Origin of the sequence: Dyella terrae, assembly GCF_022394535.1 — a bacterium.
Lineage (GTDB): Bacteria > Pseudomonadota > Gammaproteobacteria > Xanthomonadales > Rhodanobacteraceae > Dyella.
This window is the reverse complement of the sequence record NZ_CP089414.1, coordinates 461,243-482,512: the sequence shown is the minus strand read 5'-3', so window position 1 is coordinate 482,512 and position 21,270 is coordinate 461,243. Positions and strand designations below refer to the sequence as shown.

At 63.7% G+C, this 21,270-nt stretch carries 15 protein-coding genes and 1 other RNA gene; 4 read left to right on the top strand and 12 right to left on the bottom strand.

Going from position 1 to position 21,270, the window contains the following annotated elements:
• Positions 1-259 precede the first annotated feature (259 nt).
• From DYST_RS01875 to prfB, 12 genes are all read right to left on the bottom strand, one after another.
• On the bottom strand, positions 260-1,921 hold the full coding sequence (locus DYST_RS01875; protein ID WP_239949605.1) for a lipase family alpha/beta hydrolase: 1,662 nt from the start codon (positions 1,919-1,921) through the stop codon (positions 260-262).
• Between the two features lie 126 nt (positions 1,922-2,047).
• On the bottom strand, positions 2,048-3,619 hold the full coding sequence (locus DYST_RS01870; RefSeq protein ID WP_239949603.1) for a phospholipase D family protein: 1,572 nt from the start codon (positions 3,617-3,619) through the stop codon (positions 2,048-2,050).
• Positions 3,620-3,893: 274 nt separating this feature from the next.
• Positions 3,894-4,940 (bottom strand): cell division protein ZipA, encoded by a 1,047-nt coding sequence (gene zipA, locus DYST_RS01865; protein ID WP_428993951.1) that lies wholly within the window; start codon positions 4,938-4,940, stop codon positions 3,894-3,896.
• A 9-nt stretch (positions 4,941-4,949) separates the two neighbouring features.
• Positions 4,950-8,459, bottom strand: coding sequence for a chromosome segregation protein SMC (smc, locus tag DYST_RS01860; RefSeq protein WP_239949601.1), 3,510 nt, complete (start codon positions 8,457-8,459; stop codon positions 4,950-4,952).
• A 256-nt stretch (positions 8,460-8,715) separates the two neighbouring features.
• Entirely contained in the window at positions 8,716-8,979 is a 264-nt protein-coding gene (locus DYST_RS01855) for a BolA family protein (protein ID WP_239949599.1), read from the bottom strand.
• A complete protein-coding gene (locus DYST_RS01850) occupies positions 8,976-9,281 on the bottom strand; it encodes a YciI family protein (RefSeq protein WP_102304720.1) in 306 nt (101 codons plus the stop codon). Before DYST_RS01850 ends, DYST_RS01855 begins: the two co-directional genes overlap by 4 nt.
• Positions 9,282-9,364: 83 nt before the next feature.
• Positions 9,365-10,630, bottom strand: a complete 1,266-nt coding sequence (locus DYST_RS01845) for a WD40/YVTN/BNR-like repeat-containing protein (protein ID WP_239949598.1) — start codon at positions 10,628-10,630, stop codon at positions 9,365-9,367.
• An 84-nt stretch (positions 10,631-10,714) separates the two neighbouring features.
• A non-coding RNA gene (locus DYST_RS01840) (sX9 sRNA) lies at positions 10,715-10,790 on the bottom strand.
• A 61-nt stretch (positions 10,791-10,851) separates the two neighbouring features.
• Positions 10,852-11,319, bottom strand: coding sequence for a hypothetical protein (locus tag DYST_RS01835; protein WP_239949596.1), 468 nt, complete (start codon positions 11,317-11,319; stop codon positions 10,852-10,854).
• Between the two features lie 4 nt (positions 11,320-11,323).
• Positions 11,324-12,844: a lysine--tRNA ligase gene (gene lysS, locus DYST_RS01830; protein WP_239949595.1), complete on the bottom strand. Its 1,521-nt coding sequence runs from the start codon at positions 12,842-12,844 to the stop codon at positions 11,324-11,326.
• Positions 12,845-12,895: 51 nt separating this feature from the next.
• Positions 12,896-14,017 (bottom strand): hypothetical protein, encoded by a 1,122-nt coding sequence (locus tag DYST_RS01825; RefSeq protein WP_239949594.1) that lies wholly within the window; start codon positions 14,015-14,017, stop codon positions 12,896-12,898.
• A gap of 69 nt (positions 14,018-14,086) precedes the next feature.
• A protein-coding gene (gene prfB, locus DYST_RS01820; protein ID WP_102304725.1) for a peptide chain release factor 2 occupies positions 14,087-15,212 on the bottom strand; the annotation gives its coding sequence in 2 pieces (ribosomal slippage) (positions 14,087-15,136 and positions 15,138-15,212; 1,125 coding nt in all).
• 143 nt (positions 15,213-15,355) lie between these two features.
• Here prfB and DYST_RS01815 point away from each other — a divergent pair.
• From DYST_RS01815 to DYST_RS01800, 4 genes are all read left to right on the top strand, one after another.
• Entirely contained in the window at positions 15,356-16,663 is a 1,308-nt protein-coding gene (locus tag DYST_RS01815) for a retropepsin-like aspartic protease (RefSeq protein WP_239949592.1), read from the top strand.
• Positions 16,664-16,818: 155 nt separating this feature from the next.
• Positions 16,819-17,766, top strand: coding sequence for a 1-acyl-sn-glycerol-3-phosphate acyltransferase (locus DYST_RS01810; protein WP_239949590.1), 948 nt, complete (start codon positions 16,819-16,821; stop codon positions 17,764-17,766).
• A 113-nt stretch (positions 17,767-17,879) separates the two neighbouring features.
• The gene (locus DYST_RS01805) at positions 17,880-18,737 is read left to right on the top strand and encodes a phosphatase PAP2 family protein (protein ID WP_239949589.1); all 858 of its coding nucleotides are present in this window, start codon (positions 17,880-17,882) and stop codon (positions 18,735-18,737) included.
• On the top strand, positions 18,734-21,229 hold the full coding sequence (locus DYST_RS01800; RefSeq protein WP_239949586.1) for a PEP/pyruvate-binding domain-containing protein: 2,496 nt from the start codon (positions 18,734-18,736) through the stop codon (positions 21,227-21,229). The genes DYST_RS01805 and DYST_RS01800 overlap by 4 nt, the downstream gene beginning before the upstream one ends.
• The last annotated feature ends 41 nt before the right edge of the window (positions 21,230-21,270 follow it).

Below are 21,270 nucleotides of genomic sequence, written 5' to 3'. Positions count from 1 at the left end.
CCGTCAGATCACGTCGTCCGGGTCGCCGCCGCCTCGGCGTGTGAGCAGCGCCTAGACTCCTATCGCTCTTCCCTGAGCCTCGCAGTGCTCGATGCATGGTGCCTACCCACTCGAGCGGGCGCTCACCATGCGGCCCGATCATGCTCAAGCAAATGCTGAAATTGCGTGAATTCGAAGGCTTATCCATCTACGACTTTTGGGGTGTATCCGAACGATGCGGACCCCACCTATGACAGAGCCGGCAGCCGCCTGCCGCGCATCAAGGCTGACGCAGAATCTCCACGATCTTCTCCAGCACTTCGTCGTTGAGGTAAAGCTGGTGGCCGTCCTTCACGATAGTCGTCGAGGTGGCGCCCGGAATCAGCGCACTGGCCAGCGGCACAAAGCCGTCGCTGGGCGGATGCGTGCCGGGTAAGTGGCCTGCGAAGGTGTAATAACGCACACCCGGCACGGGCATCAGCGACTGGGCCGCGCGGCTGACCGGCTGCGTGGAGCGCAGCGTGCTGATGCTACTGAGACCGTTGCGCTCGTAGTCCTCCGCCAGCAGCGGGTTTTCGTGGCTGCGGTTTTCAGCCGCCACGCGGAGCAAGGCATCCAGTTCCGGCGTATGCGCGTGTATCACGCGCTGCGCCAGCCAACCAACGACGCTGTCGACGTAAGGGCTGCCCAGGTGCGGCGACGCCAGGAAAAACGCCCGCGTCACCCCGGGGTAGGCCTGGAAGCGGGTGACCGACTCCAGCGTGGCGATGTCCGTGGGCGCACCGTGCAACTGATCGGGTGGGATATCGAACACCGCATTCCACACGACATCACCGCTGTTAGACACCAGCAGCCGCGAGATCACGCCACCCATGCTGTGGCCGATCAGCACCATGTCCTGGTGCGCTGGCGCTGTGCCATCAGGATCGAGGATGTGCCACGCGTTATCCATCATGCGCTGCACGTATAAGCGGTCGAGCAACAGGGGCGTATTGGTCGGGTAGACGATGTGCCACACCTGGTAACGGTTGCGCAGTTCGGGCGAGCCGTCGATGAGGTTGGTCAGCTTCGCCCAGATCATGGGGCTGCGCCCCAGGCCGTGCACCATGATCAGCGGTGTCTTGGCCGGGTCGTAGTCTTCCAGCAGATAGAGCCCCTGGCGCTGCGCGAATTCATGGCCGCCGATAAGGCTCCACACCGCTGCACGGTTGATGTGCGAACGATCGAACAGGGCGGCGTAGGCGGCCGAGAAATCCGCCGCCAGCGGCACATCGCGGTGACCGATGGTGATGGCCGGATGCTTGCGCGTACCGGCCACCACCAACTGCGCAACACCGTCGTCACCAGGCTCCACCCAGGCGGTGAGCGCCCGCGTCACGCCATCGGGCGGGTCGAGCACGCAGATGGGCCGGTCATGGCACTGCGCCTGCCATCCCACCAGGGCCACGCCGTAACCCGGTGACGTGTAACGTTCGCCCATCACGACGGGAACGGTCACCTCGTCAGCACGCGCCAAGGCCAGCGGACCATCGTCCAGACTGCTCGGCAGATCGCGGAACACCACCCGTACCGACTCATCCAAGACCTGGATGGTGTGGGGGCGCCAGGCTCCAGGCTCCTGGTCCAGCAAGTAACCCATCAGCTGGTGCGTGCAACCATCGGCAATGGATTGGGCTTCCGCCTGGCGTGCGGCCTCGTCCGAATCCGACGCACGATAGGCTGCCACGGCGCAGCGCAGCCAGTTGCGCGCCGCGATGTCCCGACGCTGGGTTTCCGCAGTGTCGTGCCACAGTCGGCGAGCGACGAGCAGCTGATCCTCTTTCGGGGGACCCGCGGGTCGCAGCGTTCCGCTGCACGCCGCCAACAAGGCCACGCCGACAACCCAGCCGGTGCGCCACCAGCGGTGCGAGTGCGGTTTGCCAGGAACACGTGAACCGCGCATGCAGGCACTCGTTACCGGACAGGTGGCAGCCAATGCAGACCTGTCTGGACAGGCCCGCAGCCAAAGGAACGCCGCGTCACGCTACGCCATTCGCCCGCTTGATGCATCTCCCACCCTACTGCGCTGTCAAAGCAGACTTTCGATCGGCAACAGACCGCCCATGTTCACCTTGAAACGACGCCACCAGCTGGTATCCGGCGCATGGTCGTAACGGATCAAGGGTTGATCCGGCTCCTTTCCCTCCCAGTACACGCGCCCCTTGTCGTCCAACTGCACCTGATAGCTGTGGATGGGCTTGGTGGCGTCGGCGAAGATCGCCAACAGCGCGTGGGCAAGCACGGGCGAATCGACGATCACGCCGTCTTCCGTGTTCAAGTGCATGGAACGCGGGTCGAGGTTCATGGAGCCAACGAAGGCATGTTGCTCATCCACCACCATGGCCTTGGCGTGCAGGCTGTTGCTACCGGCCGACGAGCCGAAGAAATGACTGCTGTGCCGGCCGCGCCGCGCATCTGGCTTCAGCTCGTAAAGCTCCACCCCGGCCTTGAGCAGCGGCACCCGATACGACGCATAGGCTTGGTAGACATCGCCGGCATCCGTGGACGCCAGCGAGTTGGTCAGCACCTCGATCGTCACGCCGCGCTCGCGCATGCCTTGCAGATAAGCCACGCCCTTGGTGCCAGGGATGAAATACGGGGAGATCAGGGTAAGGCGATGCTGTGCACTATCCAGCCAGGCACGGATCTCGGGCGCCATGTGCAAGTCCTTGCTGTCGGCCGCTGGATTGCCTTTGTCCGGGTCGTCGGCCAGATAGGTCGTTGGCCCCCAGGCCCAGTCGGTCGCGGGCACCTCATGCGCCAGGTCGCCCACGCGTGCCACCAGACTCTGCGCATAGCTGCTCTGACTGAACTGGCGTGCATTGGCCGCCATGGTCTTGCGTAGTTGGGCCAGTTCCCCGGGACCGGGTGTGCGGTGATGGAAGGCGCCGATCGGATACGACTGATCGCTGTTCCAGTAACGATCGAACATCTGCCCCACCTCCGCCACCACCGGGCCGACGGTCAGGACGTCCAGGTCGCGGAAATTGAGGGTGTCGTTGGCGTCGAAATACTCGTCGCCAATGTTCCTGCCACCGACGATGGCCATCGCCCCGTCGGCAATGAACGCCTTGTTGTGCATGCGGCGGTTAAGTCGCGAGAAATCGCCGGCAAACTGTTTGCCCATGCCCCACAGCGACGGACTCCGTTCCAGGAACGGGTTGAACAGGCGGATCTGGATATTCGGATGGCCATCCAGGATACGCAGCACGTTGTCGTTGCCCGCTACGTGCAGATCATCCAACAGCAAGCGCACGCGCACGCCACGGTCGGCCGCCGCCAGCAGGCGCTGCGCCAGCAGCCCGCCGGTGGCGTCGCTATGGAACATGTAGTACTGCAGGTCCAGCGAGTGCATGGCGCGATCCGCGAGCGCGATGCGGGCCAGCAGTGCATCATTGGAGTCGCTGATGAGGCGCACGCCGCTGTCGCTGCCGTGTCCCGCGGTGATGCGGGCGGCATACCCCGCCAGCGGTGCATCCGGCTTAGCCGGCAGGACGGCACTTGGGACGCGCGGATAATCGGGACGCAGGTCCGAATGGGTGCAGCCGGCCAGCGCCAGCAACCCAAGACAGGCAAGGCGACGCAGCAAAGTGCAGGCCATGTTCCCTCCGTGGATTGGACTCTGTCCGAGGCGGGGAGCCAATGCAACAGCGGCGTTCGACCCGGCGCCTGATGCCACATGCCACTTAGCCTCACCTACCCGTCATTCCGGCGCAGGCCGGAATCCAGTAGCCGAGTCGATAGGTCTTCGCTTCAGTGTTACCGGCCCGAACGGTATCTCGATAGTCCAGCATGGCCGCCACTGGATTCCGGCCTGCGCCGGAATGACGGGCGAGTAAAGCCGACGCGCCCCACAAGCAGCCCCTCCGGAGAGCTCACTTTCCGAAGGTGATTTCCTTGCCTTCGTGGTCGCGGTCCCAGCCGCGCAATTCGTCGCGGATGTGCGCCACGCGCTGGCGCCCCAGGGCATTGCGTTCCTCGTCCAGCACTTGGCCGTCGAGCAACTCAGCCAAGCGCTGAGCCGTGGGCAGCATGGCGTCCCACGCGTCCAGCGCAGAGATTGGCGCCGGCAACGTCATGAAGAAGCTCAGGCCCGGCGTGCGCATGGCGTCGACACGGGTCACGTCGAAATTACCGGGCTTGACCATATTGGCCACGCTGAAGATCGGCCCCAGTTCGCGCTTGCCATCCACCAAGCGGTGGTAGATGCCCATGTCACCGAATTCCAGACCGGCCTTCTCGGCGGCGACGATCAGGTCGGCGCCATTGAAAATGCTGCCCTCACGCGCCACCACAAACAACGTGACGATGCGTTCGACCGGCATACGCTCCGGTCGACGGCCAACGTCAGAACGCGGCGCGACGCGTGGCGCTTCCGGCTCAGGAGCCGGAGCCTGCGCAGCAACGGGGGCCGGTGCGGGCGCCGGCGCTGCCACCGGCTCGGGCTCCGATGCACGCGGCAGGTGGACGTGGTCCGCACCCGTCGCCTGCGCCAGGCTCTGCTCGAACTGCTCGGGTGGCGCGCGTAAAGCGTCGACGATGGAGGCGGCCATACCCTGCGGCTTGCCGATCGTTGCGGGCTCTACGCGCCCCTTGTCGCCGGCGAGCGTGGCACCGAGGCGTTCCAGCTCTTCGCGCAAGCCGACATCCAGCTCGCCCTGCTTCGGGTTGCGAACATCCAGCGGATCCATGTGGAAGTCGTCTCGTGCGTTGAATGCGGGCTCACCGGGCTCCTCGCCTTCACCACCGAACGTCGGTTCGCGACGCTCACCTGCCGCATTCGCCACCACGCGCCGCTTGCCTTGCTCTTTCCTAGGTTGGCCGAACAACCACATCGCCGCGAGGACGATCAAGCCAAGAATAAACATCGGAATGCCAACGGCGGCATTCCAGGCAAAGGCAAGTACGGGTTGCGCGGTCATATTCATTCCTCAAGCTGCGCCCGCAAGTTTAGCTGCTTCGGCAAGATCCACCTGCACCAAACGCGATACGCCCGGCTCGCGCATGGTCACGCCGCATAGCTGGGAAGCCGCTTCCATAGTGGCCTTGTTATGGCTGACGAAGATGAACTGCACCTTCTCGCTCATCTCCTTCACCATGCTGGAGAAGCGGCCCACGTTGGCCTCATCGAGCGGCGCATCCACCTCGTCCAGCAGGCAGAACGGCGCAGGATTGAGGCCGAAGATAGCGAACACCAGCGACACTGCGGTCAATGCCTTTTCGCCACCAGAGAGCAGCGTGATATTGGACACGCGCTTGCCGGGCGGGCGCGCCATGATGGCCACGCCGGTATCGAGCAGGTCGTCGCCGGTCAGTTCCAGATAGGCATGGCCGCCGCCGAACAGGCGCGGGAACAGTTCCTGCACGCCAGCGTTGACGCGATCGAAGGTTTCCTTGAAGCGCTGGCGCGTTTCGCGATCGATCTTCTTGATCGCTGCCTCCAGCGTTTCCATAGCGCTGACCAGATCGGCGAGCTGGTTGTCGAGATACGTTTTGCGCTCGCTCTGCTCGGCATGCTCCTGGATCGCGGCAAGGTTCACCGGCTCCAGGCGAACGATCTTCTGACCGATGTCGACCAACTGCGTGCGCCACTGGCTGGCATCGGCGTCTTCCGCCAACTCCGCCAGCAGGGGCTCCAGCTCGAGACCGGAAGCGACGATGGCCTCGGCCAACTGCTCGGCGCGCAATTGCAGTGCCTGTGCGGCGAGACGCTTCTGCGAAAGGCCTTCGCGCAGCCCGTTGAGCAGATGCTCGACGCGCTGGCGCTCCTGCTCCAGGCGGCGGAATTCGCCATCGCAGTCTTCCAGCGCGCGGCGCGCTTCCACCAACTGCTTGTCGACCAAAAGGCGTTGATCGAGATAGGTCTGGCGCTCGGCTTCCAGCTCGGCGATGGGGTCGGAGCCTGCCGCCAGCTGTTCGGCGATTTCGGTGCGACGTGCCTCGATCTGGCGCAGCTGCGCGTCCATACGCGCCAGCGACTGCTCCAGCGAGGTCAGCGAGGAGCGCTTGGACTCCATCGACAGCGCCAATGCATGCGCCTGATCGGCCGCCTCGCGCACGTTCATGCGTGCTTCTTCACGGGCCTCAAGCAGTGCGCGACGTTCGTTCTCCAGCTCGCGGCGCTCATCTTCCAGATCGCCCATGTAGCCGACGGATTCATCCAGGCGCGCACGCGCTTCGCGTGTCTGCGTTTGCAGCTCGTCAAGCTGGGTGACCAGATCAACGATTTCGCCGGTCACTTTTTCCGCGCGGGCTCGGGCTGTTTCCATCTTGCCGCGATGGCTTTGCAACTGCCCGGCCAGTTCTGACTGTCGGCGATGTGCGTTGTACAACTCGCGCTGCGCATCGTCGCGCGCGCGTTCGGCCTCGAACTTGTTCGTGCGCAGGTCGTCCAGCGTGTTGGTGGCCTCTTCGATGCGGTCTTCCAGCACGAGGATCTGTTCGGCCAGCGTGCGCATCTCGCGTTCGCGTGCCAGCACGCCCACCTGATTGCCCTGCGCGCGACGCACGCGTGCCCAGCCGGGGCCCATCCATTCGCCATTGCGCGTCATCACCGACTGGTACGGCGCCAGCGCGGAAAGGCCGGCGACGACCTGGTGCGCGTGCTCGATGGAATCGGCGGTCAGCACATGATTGAGAATCGACAGCGCAGCCGCCGGACCACGCACATGCGCCGCCAGCGTGCCTGCCGTGTTGGCACCGCCTTCCGCGATGTTGATCAGGGCGACGTCGGCATTCTCCAGCGCGCCGAATTCCGCCGCGAGCGCGTGCGATTCGTCCACCAGCACGGCATCGAGAAAGCCGGCCAGTGCCGTTTCAACCGCGGTTTCCCAGCCGGCCTCAACCTGCAGCGACTCGCCGAGACGACGCGACTTGTCCAGCCCCAGCCGCGCCAGCCAGCCGCTGGCTGCACTTTCTTCCTGACCCAGCGCCGCATGCTGCAGTGCCTCCAGCGAGGCCTGACGGCCACGCGCGGTCTGCAACTGCTGACGCGCCTCGTTGAGCGCGGACTGTACCTGGCGCTCTTCGTCCTGAACCTTCTCGTGCGCCAGCTTGTGCTGATCCAGCAGGCTGCCCAGCGATTCCACGCGCTCGCGCTGCGTGTCGTGCTCGGTATCCAGCTGTTCGGCGGCGGCATCGAGCGCGGCGATGTCGGTGGCCTTCTGTTCGGCTTCCAGCGTCTCGCGGCGACGCGACAGGTCGACGGCCTGACGGTCGAGGTAATTAAGCTTGGTGCGCTCCACTTCTGCGGCACGGCTGGACTCGCCCGCGGTGCGTGTATGTACGTCCCAGCGCTGCTGCCAGTCCGCCAGTTTGGTTTCGGTTTCGCGCAGCGACTCAGAGGTGTCGTCCTGCATCTGCTGCAGCGCTTCGAGCTTGGGCTCACCTTCGGCCAGCGCCATGCGCAGCGTTTCCACCTGCGCACGGTCATTACCAATATGTTCGGCCAGTTCGGCGTGTTCGCGTTCGGTCTCGCCCTGCGTACGCTGCAGGCGGTCGGCCGTTTCGCGATTGAAGCGAACCTGCTGCTCCACGCGGGCGATCTCGGCGCCAACCTTATAGACCTCCGCCTGCACCTTGTTCAGATGCTCGGTCGCTTCGGTGTGGCGCTCGCGCACCGTCTCCATCTGCGCCTCGTGATGGCGCTGCTGGGCGACGTGCTTTTCGATCTCCACCTCAGCCGCGTTGAGGCCCGAGCCTTCCTTGTCGTGCTGGCCCTTCAGGCCGCGGTACTCGAGTGCGCGTAGTTCGGCTTCCTTGCGGGTCTGCTCTTCCTTCAGGGCCTTCCAGCGCTCGGCGGCGCGAGCCTGCCGGTTGAGGTGTTCGAGCTGCTTGTCCACCTCATCTCGCACATCGCGCACGCGGTCGAGGTTTTCGCGGGTGGCCTTGATGCGGCTCTCGGTTTCCTTGCGGCGCTCTTTGTACTTGGAGATGCCAGCGGCTTCCTCCAGATGCATGCGCAGTTCGTCGGGCGCTGCCTCGACGATCTGGCTGATCATGCCCTGCTCGATAATCGAGTAACTGCGCGGGCCCAGGCCGGTGCCGAGGAACAGGTCGGTGATGTCGCGGCGGCGGCAGCGCGCGCCATTGAGGAAATACGCCGATTGACCGTCGCGCGTCACCTGGCGCTTCACGGAAATCTCGGCGTACTGGCCGTACTCGCCCTGGATGGTGCCGTCGCTGTTGTCGAAGATCAGTTCGACCGTCGCCTGACCCACCGGCTTGCGCGCGTTGGAGCCGGAAAAGATCACGTCGGTGAGCGAATCACCGCGCAAGCGGCTAGCCGCGCTCTCGCCCATCACCCAACGGATGGCGTCGATGATGTTGGACTTGCCACAGCCGTTGGGACCTACCACGCCGGTCATATTGGTCGGCAAATGCAGAGTGGTCGGGTCCACGAAGGACTTGAAGCCGGCGAGTTTGATCGTGGTCAGGCGCATGCGGGCGTCAGCAGCCAAATAGGTGAGGCCCGAGGGAAATCGGGCGATGGGTCACTGTGCCAAACGCAGGTCCCAGCCGCAATGCGTTCGGTGACTATGTTTCACTTTAACACTGACGTGTAAGCCAATGTTATGAAAGCGTTTCTATAGAAGAGATTATCGACCGCTCCGGCAGGGGCGGTCGATGGTCGAGCCCCGGGTCACCGACTGGTCAAAAAATGACCAACTCTGGACCTATCAGGGGCACCCGAGCCGCTTATTCGCCCGGGGCCTTCGCATCGATGGAAAGCGCATGGATGCCGTTGTCCATCAGGCCCTGCAGGGCGGCGTACACCAGGCGGTGCCGCTTGATCGATAACTGGCCCGCGAAGGCCGCGCTGACGACGCGCACGTGGAAATGCCCCTTCCCATCGTTGGCGTGTCCTGCGTGCTCGTGGCCCTCGTCCAACACCTCAAGGGCAACGGGATCGAGCGCCTGCTGCAGGCGCTCGCGGATCTGCTCCACCATGGCCGCGCTCATGCCGGCGGCAACGCCTTGCGGAACGGTTTGATGCTGACGCCGGCGTAGACGCCGGCCGCCACGTACGGATCGTCCTTGGCCCAGGCTTCCGCCTCAGCCTGCGACGGGAACTGGGCAAGGATCAGGCTCCCGGTGAAACCCGCCGGGCCCGGGTCTTCCGATTCGATGGCGGGAAAGGCGCCCGCCACCAACAGGCGGCCTTCGTCCAGCAGCTTCTGCAGGCGCTCGATATGGGCCGGCCGGGCCGCCTTGCGCTTCTCCAGCGAATCAGGGACGTCGGTACCGACGATGGCGAACCACATGGCGAGCTCCTGCTGAGGTCAATCGCTGAGTTTAGCCGACTATGCCGCGGGGCACCTGCGTATCGGCCCGGGAAAGTCCGCGGTTACGGCTGCAGGGGCCAGGACAGCAGTAGAGGTGATGAATCCAGCGACATCGCTGCCTCGCTCCCGTCCGGCCGAGGCGACGCCACGGCCCCCGCGCCCGCCGCCCAGGCACGCTCGCGACCCAACGACAGTCCCCACAACTCAACGCCTTGCAACTTGCCCTGAGAGGCCTTCACCACATCCATCCACAACGCCCAATGCCGTCCAGCATCGCTGCTGTGGAAGATCAGGCCATCGCGGGTCAACAGCCAACCCTGCTGGGCATCGCGCATCAGTAGTTGGGTGATGGCGATCCTTTCGGACGTATCGACGTTCGCGGGCACGGCAAGTTCGGCAGCTTCCCAGTGCACGCCACCATCCGTCGTGCACCAAACCTTGTAGCCACCGCCGATACAGCCGTGCGCAGCGTCGCTGAAACTCAGGCCCATCAGGTGGACTTCGCTGTCACCCAACGACACGGCGGTCCAATGCGCGCCTACATCATCGGTACGTAACACCGTTCCGCTGCTGCCCACGGCCCAACCGTGTTGCTTGTCGGTGAACTGCAGGCGCTGCAGGGCAACGCCATCCAGCGGCTGCGCAACCCGCTCCCAAGTCTGCCCTGCGTCAGCGCTGCGCAGGATGCGCTGCTCGCCCACCACCACGCCATGTGTCGGGTCGGCAAAGGCGATGGCATAAGCCGCGCCTTCGAAGGTCAGCGCCGCACGCTGCGGATCCTTATACGACGCAAAGGTGCTGTTAAAGCTTTCCCAGTGCTCACCGCCATCCCTGGTACGCAGGATCAGCCCGGCCCCGCCGACAGCGAAGCCCAGCTTGTCGTCCAGGAAGGTGATCGCATTCAGAATGTCGGCAAACTCGGAATAGCTGGCGACATGCCATGTGGTGGCCGTATCGCTCGGCGCCGCCGCAATAGCCAAGCCTGGTCCGCCAACAGCATAAAGACGCCCCGAAGGCTGCACCATAATCCCGTTGAAAGCCACGTGGCTTCCGGTAAGCGAGGTGGCCACTGCCGAATGCCCGCCTGCCTGCAAGGGCAGGTCGACGCGCTTCGCGTCGACGGCCGAAAACTCATAAGGATTCAGCGGATCGTGCAGGTTCGCGCACTCCGCAGCGCGGGCGTCTTCTTTGCAATAGGTATAAGCCGATGGCGCCGGCGTGGGTGCATTGGCACTGACCGATGCGCCCTGCCCGGATTGATCGTGTGCCTGACAGGCACACAGCCCGCATGCAACGGCGAAAGCAAAGCACAAGCGCAATGCCACCATGGCGTCATCCTTAAAGCCGCTAGAGAGACCGGATGGTAGCGCAGCCAACCACCGCATTCCCGTGCGGCGAAACCCTGTTAGAGCCGCTAACAAAACGTAGCGAGCGGCCGTCAGACGGGTGCGGACGGCGCGGAGGAGCCGGAGTGTACTCGTCGTACATGAGGATTCCGAGCACCGACCGCGCCCGTCTGGCGGCCGCGCAGTAGTTTTGTTAGTGGCTCTTAGTTGATGGGCTGGAAATCACCATCGGCCAGATCCAGTGCATCGGTGGTCAACTGGCCACTGGCGCGATCCAGCTTAAACGAGAACAGGCGTGGCGACGTATTGGGGTCGCCACCGCACTTGGCGTCGTGCTTTTCGTGCACGTCGATATCGACCGTAGCGCCATCGGAATCATCGACCATGTAGTCGATACACTCGTCCTTCAGCGAGGTGAGCTTGTGCTTCCTGATCACCACGCTCACCCGCTCGATCACGGCATCATCGGCGTCCGCATCGGCGTCGGTCCCCGCCGCACTGGCGGCAGTTGCCGGCATCGCCACCGTGGCGGCGGGCGCGGGCGAAGCCGCGCCTTCCGTATGATCGTCCTGCGATTGCGAGGGCGATGAGCACGCCCCCAGCACCAGAATGACCAGACCCGCCCCGAACAGGCCGGGCAACGTGTTCCGCGGCAGGGAGCGAGTCGTCATCGGCTTATGCCTCCGGGCGCATGTACGGGAACAACAATACGTCGCGGATCGACGCGGAGCCAGTCAGCAGCATCACTAGACGGTCGATACCGATACCGAGGCCACCCGTTGGCGGCAAGCCCACTTCCAGCGCGCGAATGTAATCGGCGTCGAAATGCATGGCTTCGTCGTCACCGGAGACCTTGGCTTCCACCTGCTTCTGGAAGCGGGCGGCCTGGTCTTCCGGGTCGTTCAACTCGGAGAAGCCGTTGGCCAACTCCTTGGCATTGACGAACAGCTCGAAGCGGTCGGTGATACCTGGATTCGTGTCGCTCTCGCGCGCCAGCGGCGAGACTTCCACCGGGTGATCGGTGATGAAGGTCGGCTGGATCAGGGTGTGCTCCACCGTCTTCTCGAAGATTTCCAGCAGCAGGCGACCCCAGCCGAACCCACTCTTCACCTGGCAACCCAGGCGCTTCGCGTGTGCTGCCATGGCGTCGCGGTCGCGCAGTTCTTCGCGGCGGATTTCCGGGTTCAACTCGAGCACGGCGTCTTCCATGCTCCAGCGACGGAACGCCGGGCCAACATCGATCTCGTTGCCTTCCCACACCAACGTGGTGGTGCCGATGACATTCTTCGCCGACTCGCGGATCACCTCTTCGGTGATGTCCATGATCTCAGTGTACGTGGCATACGCCTGATACAGCTCGAGCATGGTGAACTCGGGGTTGTGCCGCGTGGACACGCCCTCGTTGCGGAAGTTGCGGTTGATCTCGTACACGCGATCGAAGCCGCCGACCACCAGACGCTTCAGGTACAACTCCGGCGCCACACGCAGGTAAAGATCCATATCCAGCGCGTTGTGGTGCGTGACGAACGGACGCGCGGTGGCGCCACCCGGGATCACGTGCATCATCGGCGTTTCCACTTCCATGAAGCGGCGCGGCTCGGCTTCGAGCCACTTGCGGATAAAGCCGATGATCTTGGAGCGCTGCGCGAAGGTGCGGCGCGCTTCCTCGGTGACAATCAGGTCAACGTAACGTTGGCGATAACGCTGCTCCACGTCGGCCATGCCATGGTGCTTGTCCGGCAGCGGGCGCAGGCTCTTGGTAAGCAGACGCAGCTTCTCCACCTTCACCGACAGCTCGCCGGTGCGCGTGCGCATGAGCACACCTTCAGCGCCCACGATATCGCCCATGTCCCAGGTCTTGAACGCCTTGTAGGTGTCCTCGCCCACGGTGCCCTGGTGGATGAACAGCTGGATGCGGCCGTTGACGTCCTGCATCTGCACGAAGGCAACCTTGCCCTGGTCACGCTTGAGCATCACGCGGCCGGCGACTTTTACGTGACGACCCAGCGCTTCGATGGCTTCCGCCGTCCACTTCTCGGCATCGGCGAACTCGGCCTGCAAGTCACCGGTGAACGCATCGATCTTGTAGTCGTTCGGAAAGGCCACGCCCTGCGAACGCAGTGCCTTCAGTTTCTCGCGACGCTCGGCGATCAGCTTGTTCTCGTCGATGGGCAGGGTTTCGTTCGATTCGCTCATGATAATTCCGTGGGTGGAGGTGCCGGCGAAGGCACCGCGTGTCTGGACGACTCAGTTGCCAAACAGCGCTGGGTTGTTCTTTTTCAGGATGCCATAGGGGATGAACGACCACTCGGGATTGTCGCAGGCTTTCTGGACCCGTGCGAAATACGCCCCGACATACATGCCCTTGGCAGTCAGGTACCACGACCCGAACTTCCAGACGTCCGGATCGGCATAGTTGCAACCGTCCTCATCGCCAACCGGCTTCATCTCTTGCGGGTAGAGCCGCCCGAGCAGCTTCACCATGGCGGGGCCGAACACCTTGTCGTGATACTTCATCCAAGCATCTGAATTCGGGGCGGGCTTAGCACCCGTGCCGAGCCAGTACAGGTCTTCCTGCGTCAGCTGCTTGCCGGTCTGCGCGTCGATGGTGGTGCCGCCCGTCGCGAAATCCGGATGCGCCGCACCCGCACAAAACCAGCTGCTTGAAACGGCGTAGCTCACGAAGCGGTCGTTCAGGAAATAGTCCGAGACCTGCATCGTGTCCGTACCTGGCTTGCCGGTCTCGTCGGAGCAACCGAAATAGCCGCTGAGATTCCCGTAGAAGTCGCTGTCGATCACGGTGTTGATGGACGCGATGACCGGTTCCGGGTAGCCACTCACCACGCGGAACATCGAAACCTTGGAGTGCGGCTCCGTGTACCACTGGATGACGTACTTGCCGCCAACGGTTTCCTTCTTGCCAGGCACGAAGGTCAGGTCTGCCAGTTGCAGCTTTTCGTAGTCGCCCAACTCACGGGAAAAATGCAGCCCGGACTTGGGTTCCGGTACCGATCCGGGTTGAACGATATGCAGCTCCACCGGCAACGACTTGCCGTTGCCGCCCGTGAACGTGCCTTTCACGATGTCCTTGGTGCGGGTCAGCGCGAAGTGGTCGGCGTTCTTGTCATCGGCGTCGAAGATCGCCGAGCTCAGCGCGTAACTCTGCCCGTCGACCTTCCCGCGCAATGAAATGTCCTGCTTGTACTTCTCATAGAAATACGAGCCGGACGCCGTGCCGTCATCCGCGTCCAGTTTCATCACGACCGGGTACTTGCCCACGCTGCCACGCAGCAGCAGCGATTCCGCGTGCAGGCCGCCAGCAAGCAAGCCAATCGCCAGCAGGAAAAACGAACGCGACGCTGCTCTCATGGCCTGTCCTTTAAAGCAGCCGAGCGGAGAACGCGTCGGCTGCCTGCGTGTTACATCCCATGCCGGCGATCAGGCATCGATGCGCTTGGCGCCGGCGTCCAGGCCCGACTTCAGACTGGCCTCGACGAATTCGTCCAGGTCACCGTCGAGCACCTTCTGTGTATCCGACCGCTCGATACCGGTGCGCAGATCCTTGATGCGGCTCTGGTCCAGCACGTAGTTGCGGATCTGGCTACCCCAGCCGATGTCGGACTTGGTAGCTTCCAGCGCATCCTTCTCGGCATTGCGCTTCTGCACCTCCAACTCATACAGCTTCGCCGCCAGCATTTTCATGGCGCGATCGCGGTTGGCGTGCTGGCTGCGCTCGGTCTGGCAGGCCACCACCGTATTGGTCGGAATATGCGTGATACGCACCGCCGATTCGGTTTTATTCACGTGCTGACCACCGGCGCCGGACGAACGGTACACGTCCGTACGCAGATCGGCCGGGTTGATGTCGATATCGATGTCGTCATCCACTTCCGGCGACACGAACACCGAGGTGAAACTGGTGTGGCGACGGTTGTCGGAGTCGAACGGGCTCTTGCGCACCAAACGGTGCACGCCGATTTCGGTCTTCAGCCAGCCATAGGCGTAGTCGCCTTCGACGCGGAACGTGGCGGACTTGATGCCAGCCACTTCGCCGCCGCTGACTTCCATCAGCTCAGCCTTCCAGCCGCGCGATTCGGCCCAGCGCAGGTACATGCGGAGCAGAATTTCCGCCCAGTCCTGCGCCTCGGTACCACCGGCACCGGCCTGGATGTCCACGAAGGCGTTGTTGGCGTCCATCTTGCCGGAGAACATGCGCTGGAATTCCAGCTTAGCCACCTTGGCCTCAAGGCCGGCCAGATCGGTCACGACGGACTGGATGGTGTCCTCGTCGCTGTCGGCGGCAGCCATGTCCAGCAATTCGCCGGCATCGATGAGGCCGGCCGTCAGCGAATCGATGCCGTTGACGATGGTGTCCAGGCGGGCGCGTTCGCGGCCCAGTTCCTGTGCGCGCGGCGGATCGTCCCACACTGTGGGGCTTTCCAGCTCGCGGCTTACTTCTTCGAGACGCTCACGCTTGGTAGCGTAGTCAAAGATACCCCCTAAGCGACTCGACGCGGCCCTTCAGGTCCGCGATCTGCGCAAGGATCGGATTAGTTTCGATCATGGATGGGAAATCATGGGAAAACGGTCGCCAATGATAGCAGAGCCCCGGCCTGTCAGGACCTAGGCTCCACCCCTGGCGCTGCATGAAACCGACATAGGGGAATCCCTATACTCCGGCCTTCTCACCCCGCATGGATGCATCGGATGAAGTCTTGGGCACTGCTTGGCCTGGCTGCTCTGGCCACGGCCACGATGGGGACATCGCAGGCCGCGACGAACGCTACGCCGGCACCGGCCACCTCGACCGCCACCCCTGATCCGGCCACCCTGACGGCCGAGCAAGCCGTGCGAGCCGTCAACGCCGCCATCGCGAAGGCTGATGTACCGGCCATGGCCGCCATGTACCAGCAGAATCCCGACCCGGCAGCCCACGTGCTGGCGGCCATGGCGCTGGAGCGCATCCACTACAACCTGGACAAGGCCACCGAAGACGCACGCCTGTGCGAGAAGGAGCTAATCGCCACGCAGCCCATGGTGGCGCTGTACTGCGCCCGCTTCGCCAGCGGCAACATGCGCCTCGCGCGGGGCGGCAAGGCAGCGGACGCGGAGGAACTGGACATCGTCAAGCGCTTCGCGGGCCGCGTTCCCCAGAGTGAGCTCGACCGCATGACCAGCTACGCGGCCACGCAACGCGACATTCCACCCTTCCACCTCGGCAAACCTGAAGGCGATTTCACCCTTGCCCTCCTGAAGGCCGCTTATGACCAGCGCGGCGCGGTGATGTTGGAAGCCGCTAACGGCGCTTCCGTGCGCATGACGCTGGATACGGGAGCCGGCCCGATCATCATGGATATGGACACCGCTGTGAAACTCGGCGTCCGCTCGCTAGGCACCGATGGCAAAACGCGGGGCCTGCTGTCCAAGAACGTGCCCGTGACGCACGGCATTCTGGAACAGGCTCACTTCGGCTCGATCACGCTGGAAAACGCGCCCGTGGAGATCGTGCCGAACAATCGTCGCCTGATCGGCTTGGACATCCTGCGTCAGCTCGGCGCGTTCCGCTTCACCCAGCGCGAACTCCAGGTTTATGGCAAGGGCGGCGACCGTCCGGCTTGCAACGAGCCGATGCTCGTCTCCTCGGACATGTGGGGTAACACCGTGCGCCCGGTGGTAGCGCTTTCCATCAACGGCAGCTTGCGGACGACGCTGCTCGATACTGGCAGTGCGTTCTACCTCAGCGGCAACCAGGCGGCGATGGATGAAGTACAAGCCAGCGCGCACAAGAGCATGCGCATCCGCGATATCGGCGCGGAGCATGTCGCTCGCGTCAAACAGGCGAGCGCCGATGTGATCGTTTCCGGTCAACCCATCCAGATGACCTTTGGCGTATTCCCGGATGCGGATCTCGCGTGGAGCTATATCCTGGGCAGCGGCGCCCTCGGCGATATGGACTTCTATATCGATTTCGAGAAGCAGCACACCTGCGTGCTCGTGCACCATAACCTTCACTGACAAAGCCAGCGCCTGATTCCGGCCAGTACCGGCGTACTGGCCACCTCGCGATTCCGTCCCAGCAATTTCTTTACAACCGCCCCCGGGCTTCTGGGCATGATGCCGGCGTCGCCGCTTCGTGGATCCGAATGACCAAGTCAAGGAAGACCGTCCCCATGGCGACCGGAGCGTCGCTGCCCTTGCGTTATCGTCTGGTCGCCTGGCTGTTGCGCAGCCTCTATTTCGGGCGCATCGATGTGGTTGGTGCGGCTCAACCAGCCAACAAAGCCCGCCTGGTGGTCAGCAGCCACCGCAACGGCGCCATCGACGGCTACACCGTGCTCCGGGCGTTTCCACGCGCCCAGTTCCTGATATCCGTCCAGTTGTTGCGCAGTCGCTTGCTGCGTTGGATGTTCACGGGCATTCCCGTAGTGCGCGACAAGGATCGCGAACGCTATGGCATCCAACGTTCTGCCTTCGACGACCCCGTAGATGCCGGCTGCGCGCACCTGCGCGCCGGCGGCGACCTGGTGGTTTTTCCCGAAGGCAGCAGCGAATGGGGCCATCGCCCCCTGCCCTATCAACGCGGCGCCGCCCGCATGGCGTGCCGTTTGTTGGTGGAGGGCACGCCCGTCTCGGTACTGCCCGTCGGCCTGCACTACGTGCGACCGGACGGCTTTCGCTCGCACGTGGAAATCATGCGGGGTCCAGCGATCACTCTGCCTGCACGCGAAGACGGTGAAGCCCTGCGCTCGTGGGAGAACCGCGCGCATGAAGCCATCGGCCACGCACTGGATGCCATCTCGGTGAACTGTCGCGATGAAGCCCAGTTCGCCAGCGCCGAAGCGTGGGCGCGCCACCGCCTTGCCGCTGGCGAATCCTATGCGGAAGCCTTGCTTACCGCACAGGCAAAGCCAGAACTCGCACCTGCTCCGCCAGCAGCACGGTCCAGTCACGTGCATTGGCTCTGGGATGCATTGCCGCTCGCCAGCCTGATCCTGACCTGCCTCCCGATCGCGTTGGCGGCAGCAGTGACGGGGAGCAAGGCCGATGCCCGCAACACGGTGACGTTCTTCCGCATGGCCGGGGGGGGTTCTTCGCCGGGCTCATCTGGTTGCCGATGATCGTGGCGCTAACGATTTGGCATCCACTACCCGCGCTGACATTGATCGCACTGGCCGCGATCGGCTGGTGGCGCTATCCGCACATGTTTCCTCAGGAGTAATACAAAGTGACGATGGAACGTTGGGGCCGATGGATCGGCATACTGTTTCAAATCGAGTTACTGCTGCTTCTGCTCGCGGGCGGATTCGCCGCGTGGCAGCTCGACGACCGCATGTTGCACGCCACGGTCGTGGTGGGTGCCGCCGCATGGCTGGTGGCGGCGACGACTCTGCGAGGAAACGACACCTCGCTCATGCGCCAGTGGCGCGGCACGCTCCAGTTCGCCGCATGCTGGTTGATCTTCCCGTTGTTCAAAGCCATCCGCGCGGTCTACATCACACATCCGGCGGACGCCGCACTACTCGCACTGGATCGTCGGCTATGGGGCGGCGCCAGCTTGCCCGAACACATCCTGGGCTGGGAGCACGCATGGCTCTCGGAAATCCTCAGCACGGGTTATTTCCTGTTCTACTTCGTAGTGCTTTTACCGGTTATCGGTTTCAGCATGCGTCGCCGCAGCAATGAAGCGAAGGCGTTCTTCATCGGGCTCACGCTGATGTACCTGCTGGGCTTCGTGGGTTATGTGCTTGTGCCGGCAGGTGGGCCGTACCTGGCTTTCCCGCAGACATTTCCGTATCCACCGCAGGGCGGTCCTATCACAGCGTTCCTGGTGTCCGTCGTAAAGAACGGTATCACCGGCATGGATGTATTTCCCAGCCTGCATGCCGGCATCGGCACCTATGTTCTTGGCTTCTTCGCATTGGGCGGCTACCGACGCATCGCGGTAGTGCTGGCCCCAGTGGTGACGGCGTTGGTCATTGCCACGGTTTATCTGCGCTATCACTACGGCATCGACGTGTTGTGCGGCCTGACGCTGGCCGCCGTGGTGCTCACCTTCGTCCAGCGTTATCGCAAGGAGTGCTCTGTATGACGTACCTGTTCGCCCTCACCGATCCCCGGGCTACTGATGTCGCACGTAGCGGGGGCAAGGGCGCGAGCCTGGCGCAGGCGGCCCAACACCTGCCGGTGCCACCCGGCATCGTGGTCTCCAGCGATGTCTATCGAGCGTTCGTTGCACCGTTGCGCGACGACCTGGCCGGGATACTGTGTGACGACAAGCTGGATCACGACGCGCGCAGCCAGCGCATTCGCGCCCTGCTGCTCGCCCATCCCCTGCCGGCAGGTCTGGAACAAGCGTTAGCCACCGCTATCGACGACGCCGGGCTGCATGGCCCGGTAGCCGTGCGTTCCTCCGGCACCATGGAGGATCTTCCGGGCGCCGCCTTCGCCGGGCAACACGACACCTTCCTCGGTGTACGCGGTACAGCCGCCATCGCCGAGGCCATTCGCGCGTGCTACGCCTCGCTGTGGAACGCGCATGTGCTTCCCTACCGCGAACGGATGGGACTGAACCACCTGGATGCAGCGATGGCCGTGGTGGTGCAATCGCTAGTGCAGGTCGGCGTGGATGAGGCCGCCGGCGTTGCGTTCTCCATCGACCCGGTGCGCGGCGAACTCGATCAGGTACTGATCAACGCGTCCTTCGGCCTAGGTGAAACCGTAGTCGCGGGCGAGTCGCCCGTCGACGAATTCCGCCAGCACCGTAGCGACTTCGGCGATACGGAAGCCTCTGTCGCCGAGAAGACCCATGCATTGATAGCCGATGAGGCCAACGGAACACGACACGTCGAACTGCCCGCAGAACAACGCCAGCGCGCATCGCTGGACGAATCGCAACGCCAAGCCGTCGCGCGTCTTGCGGTCGCGGCAGAGGCGCACTTCGGTTTTCCGCAAGATATCGAATGGGCCTGGCAAGACGGTTCGCTGTACCTGCTGCAGTCACGCGCCATCACCCGTGTTCCTGCACGCTGGACGCGTGACGAATCGGCGGAGCGGTTTCCCAACCCGATGACGCCACTCACCTGGGACCTGTGCGAAGAAGGCTTCCACGCGTCGCTCAACCACAGCTTTCGCCTGATGGGCTTGCCGCCGTTCGGCGACAAATGGTTTGTCATGCGCGACTACTACATCTACGGCAACCAGAACGCCGTACGCCTTTACAGTGGGCGCACACCCACGCGCATGCTCAAGGACGTGGAAAGCGTGCGCGCCGCGCTGCCGCAGATCGCCAGCCAGTTCGCCTGGGTGCAGGAGCTGCCGGTGACATGGATGCGCGACCTGGACACCTATCTCATCGAGATCGGCTCACTGATGCGCGAGTCGCTCGAAGGACTGCCGCTGCCGGCGCTATGGGATTACGTCATGCGCATCAATGCGCTCGGCACCCGCTACTTCCTGCCCAACATCGCCATCTCACTCACCCAGCGCACCTTGTATACCGGTCTGCTGCAAATGCTCAAGCTGGCCCTCCCGCCCGAGCAGGCACAGGAAGTATTCGACCGCCTGCTCGCTGTCACCGACACCAAGACCGGACAAGTCAACGCAGAGTTGTGGGCGCTGTCGCGACTGGCGCGGGCCGACGCCACGCTCGCGCAGGCAATGGAAACCCTTTCCGGGCATGAGCTGGTCCAGCTCCTGCCTTCGCACCCCACCTTTGCGCGCGAGTTCGCGACATTCCTGCAACGGCATGGCCACCGCGAGCTGGATTTCGATGCGTACCACCCGACCTGGATCGAAGCACCGCACATCGTGCTGGATCAGCTGAAAATCCTGTGCCAGCGGACGGACGAAGATCGCGCCGCCACCGAACGACGACAGAAGATCGCCCAGGCGGACATGGAACATCGCGTGCTCAGCGAGGCCCCAGAAGAACTGCGCTATCTGGTGCACGAGGTCATTCGCCTCGCACGCGTCTATACCGCACTGGATGATCTGGAGCATTACCAGACCACGCGACTCACCTTGCCGCTCCGTCGTGGCCTGCGCGCCATCGGCGAGCGACTGGTGCAGGCGGGTGTGCTCACTGATGCTTCCGACATCTACTTCATCCCGCTGCGCATCCTGGATGTGGCCATGCGCGAGCAGCATCTGGAAGCCATCCCCGCCGCCGTGGCCGAACACAAGCAAGGCTACGAAGCCGCAGGGCAACGCATACCCGACTGGGTCCACGGCGAGCACGAAGAACCCGACACCGATAGCAATGCCCTGAAAGGCCTGGGCGGCAGCCCCGGTGTGATCGAAGGGGACGTGTTCGTGGTGAACGGCCCCGAGGATTTCGCCCGCTTCCCCAAGGACACCATCCTCGTCGCGCGCACCACCAACCCGGCCTGGACACCTTTGTTCTACCAGGCCATCGGCATCATCACGGAAAGCGGTGGGCCGTTGTCGCACGGCGCCGTGACGGCCCGCGAACTGGGGCTACCGGCGGTCATGAGCGTGCGCAACGTGACTCGCTTGCTGCGCAATGGCGAGCGTGTACGCGTGGATGGGCGCAACGGCCAGGTAGTGCGTCTGGACGTCTGAATGTGCTGGCGCCACGCCGTCCTCCGGGGCAGCGTGGCGCC

What these genes read in the sequence shown, in the direction of transcription:
- DYST_RS01825 (WP_239949594.1), bottom strand. Translation starts at nt 14,017, where the DNA reads ATGAGAGCAGCGTCGCGTTCGTTTTTCCTGCTGGCGATTGGCTTGCTT.
- DYST_RS01845 (WP_239949598.1), bottom strand. Translation starts at nt 10,630, where the DNA reads ATGGTGGCATTGCGCTTGTGCTTTGCTTTCGCCGTTGCATGCGGGCTG.
- zipA (WP_428993951.1), bottom strand. Translation starts at nt 4,940, where the DNA reads ATGACCGCGCAACCCGTACTTGCCTTTGCCTGGAATGCCGCCGTTGGC.
- DYST_RS01815 (WP_239949592.1), top strand. Translation starts at nt 15,356, where the DNA reads ATGAAGTCTTGGGCACTGCTTGGCCTGGCTGCTCTGGCCACGGCCACG.
- smc (WP_239949601.1), bottom strand. Translation starts at nt 8,459, where the DNA reads ATGCGCCTGACCACGATCAAACTCGCCGGCTTCAAGTCCTTCGTGGAC.
- DYST_RS01850 (WP_102304720.1), bottom strand. Translation starts at nt 9,281, where the DNA reads ATGTGGTTCGCCATCGTCGGTACCGACGTCCCTGATTCGCTGGAGAAG.
- DYST_RS01875 (WP_239949605.1), bottom strand. Translation starts at nt 1,921, where the DNA reads ATGCGCGGTTCACGTGTTCCTGGCAAACCGCACTCGCACCGCTGGTGG.
- DYST_RS01805 (WP_239949589.1), top strand. Translation starts at nt 17,880, where the DNA reads ATGGAACGTTGGGGCCGATGGATCGGCATACTGTTTCAAATCGAGTTA.
- lysS (WP_239949595.1), bottom strand. Translation starts at nt 12,844, where the DNA reads ATGAGCGAATCGAACGAAACCCTGCCCATCGACGAGAACAAGCTGATC.
- DYST_RS01870 (WP_239949603.1), bottom strand. Translation starts at nt 3,619, where the DNA reads ATGGCCTGCACTTTGCTGCGTCGCCTTGCCTGTCTTGGGTTGCTGGCG.
- DYST_RS01855 (WP_239949599.1), bottom strand. Translation starts at nt 8,979, where the DNA reads ATGAGCGCGGCCATGGTGGAGCAGATCCGCGAGCGCCTGCAGCAGGCG.
- DYST_RS01810 (WP_239949590.1), top strand. Translation starts at nt 16,819, where the DNA reads ATGGCGACCGGAGCGTCGCTGCCCTTGCGTTATCGTCTGGTCGCCTGG.
- DYST_RS01835 (WP_239949596.1), bottom strand. Translation starts at nt 11,319, where the DNA reads ATGACGACTCGCTCCCTGCCGCGGAACACGTTGCCCGGCCTGTTCGGG.
- DYST_RS01800 (WP_239949586.1), top strand. Translation starts at nt 18,734, where the DNA reads ATGACGTACCTGTTCGCCCTCACCGATCCCCGGGCTACTGATGTCGCA.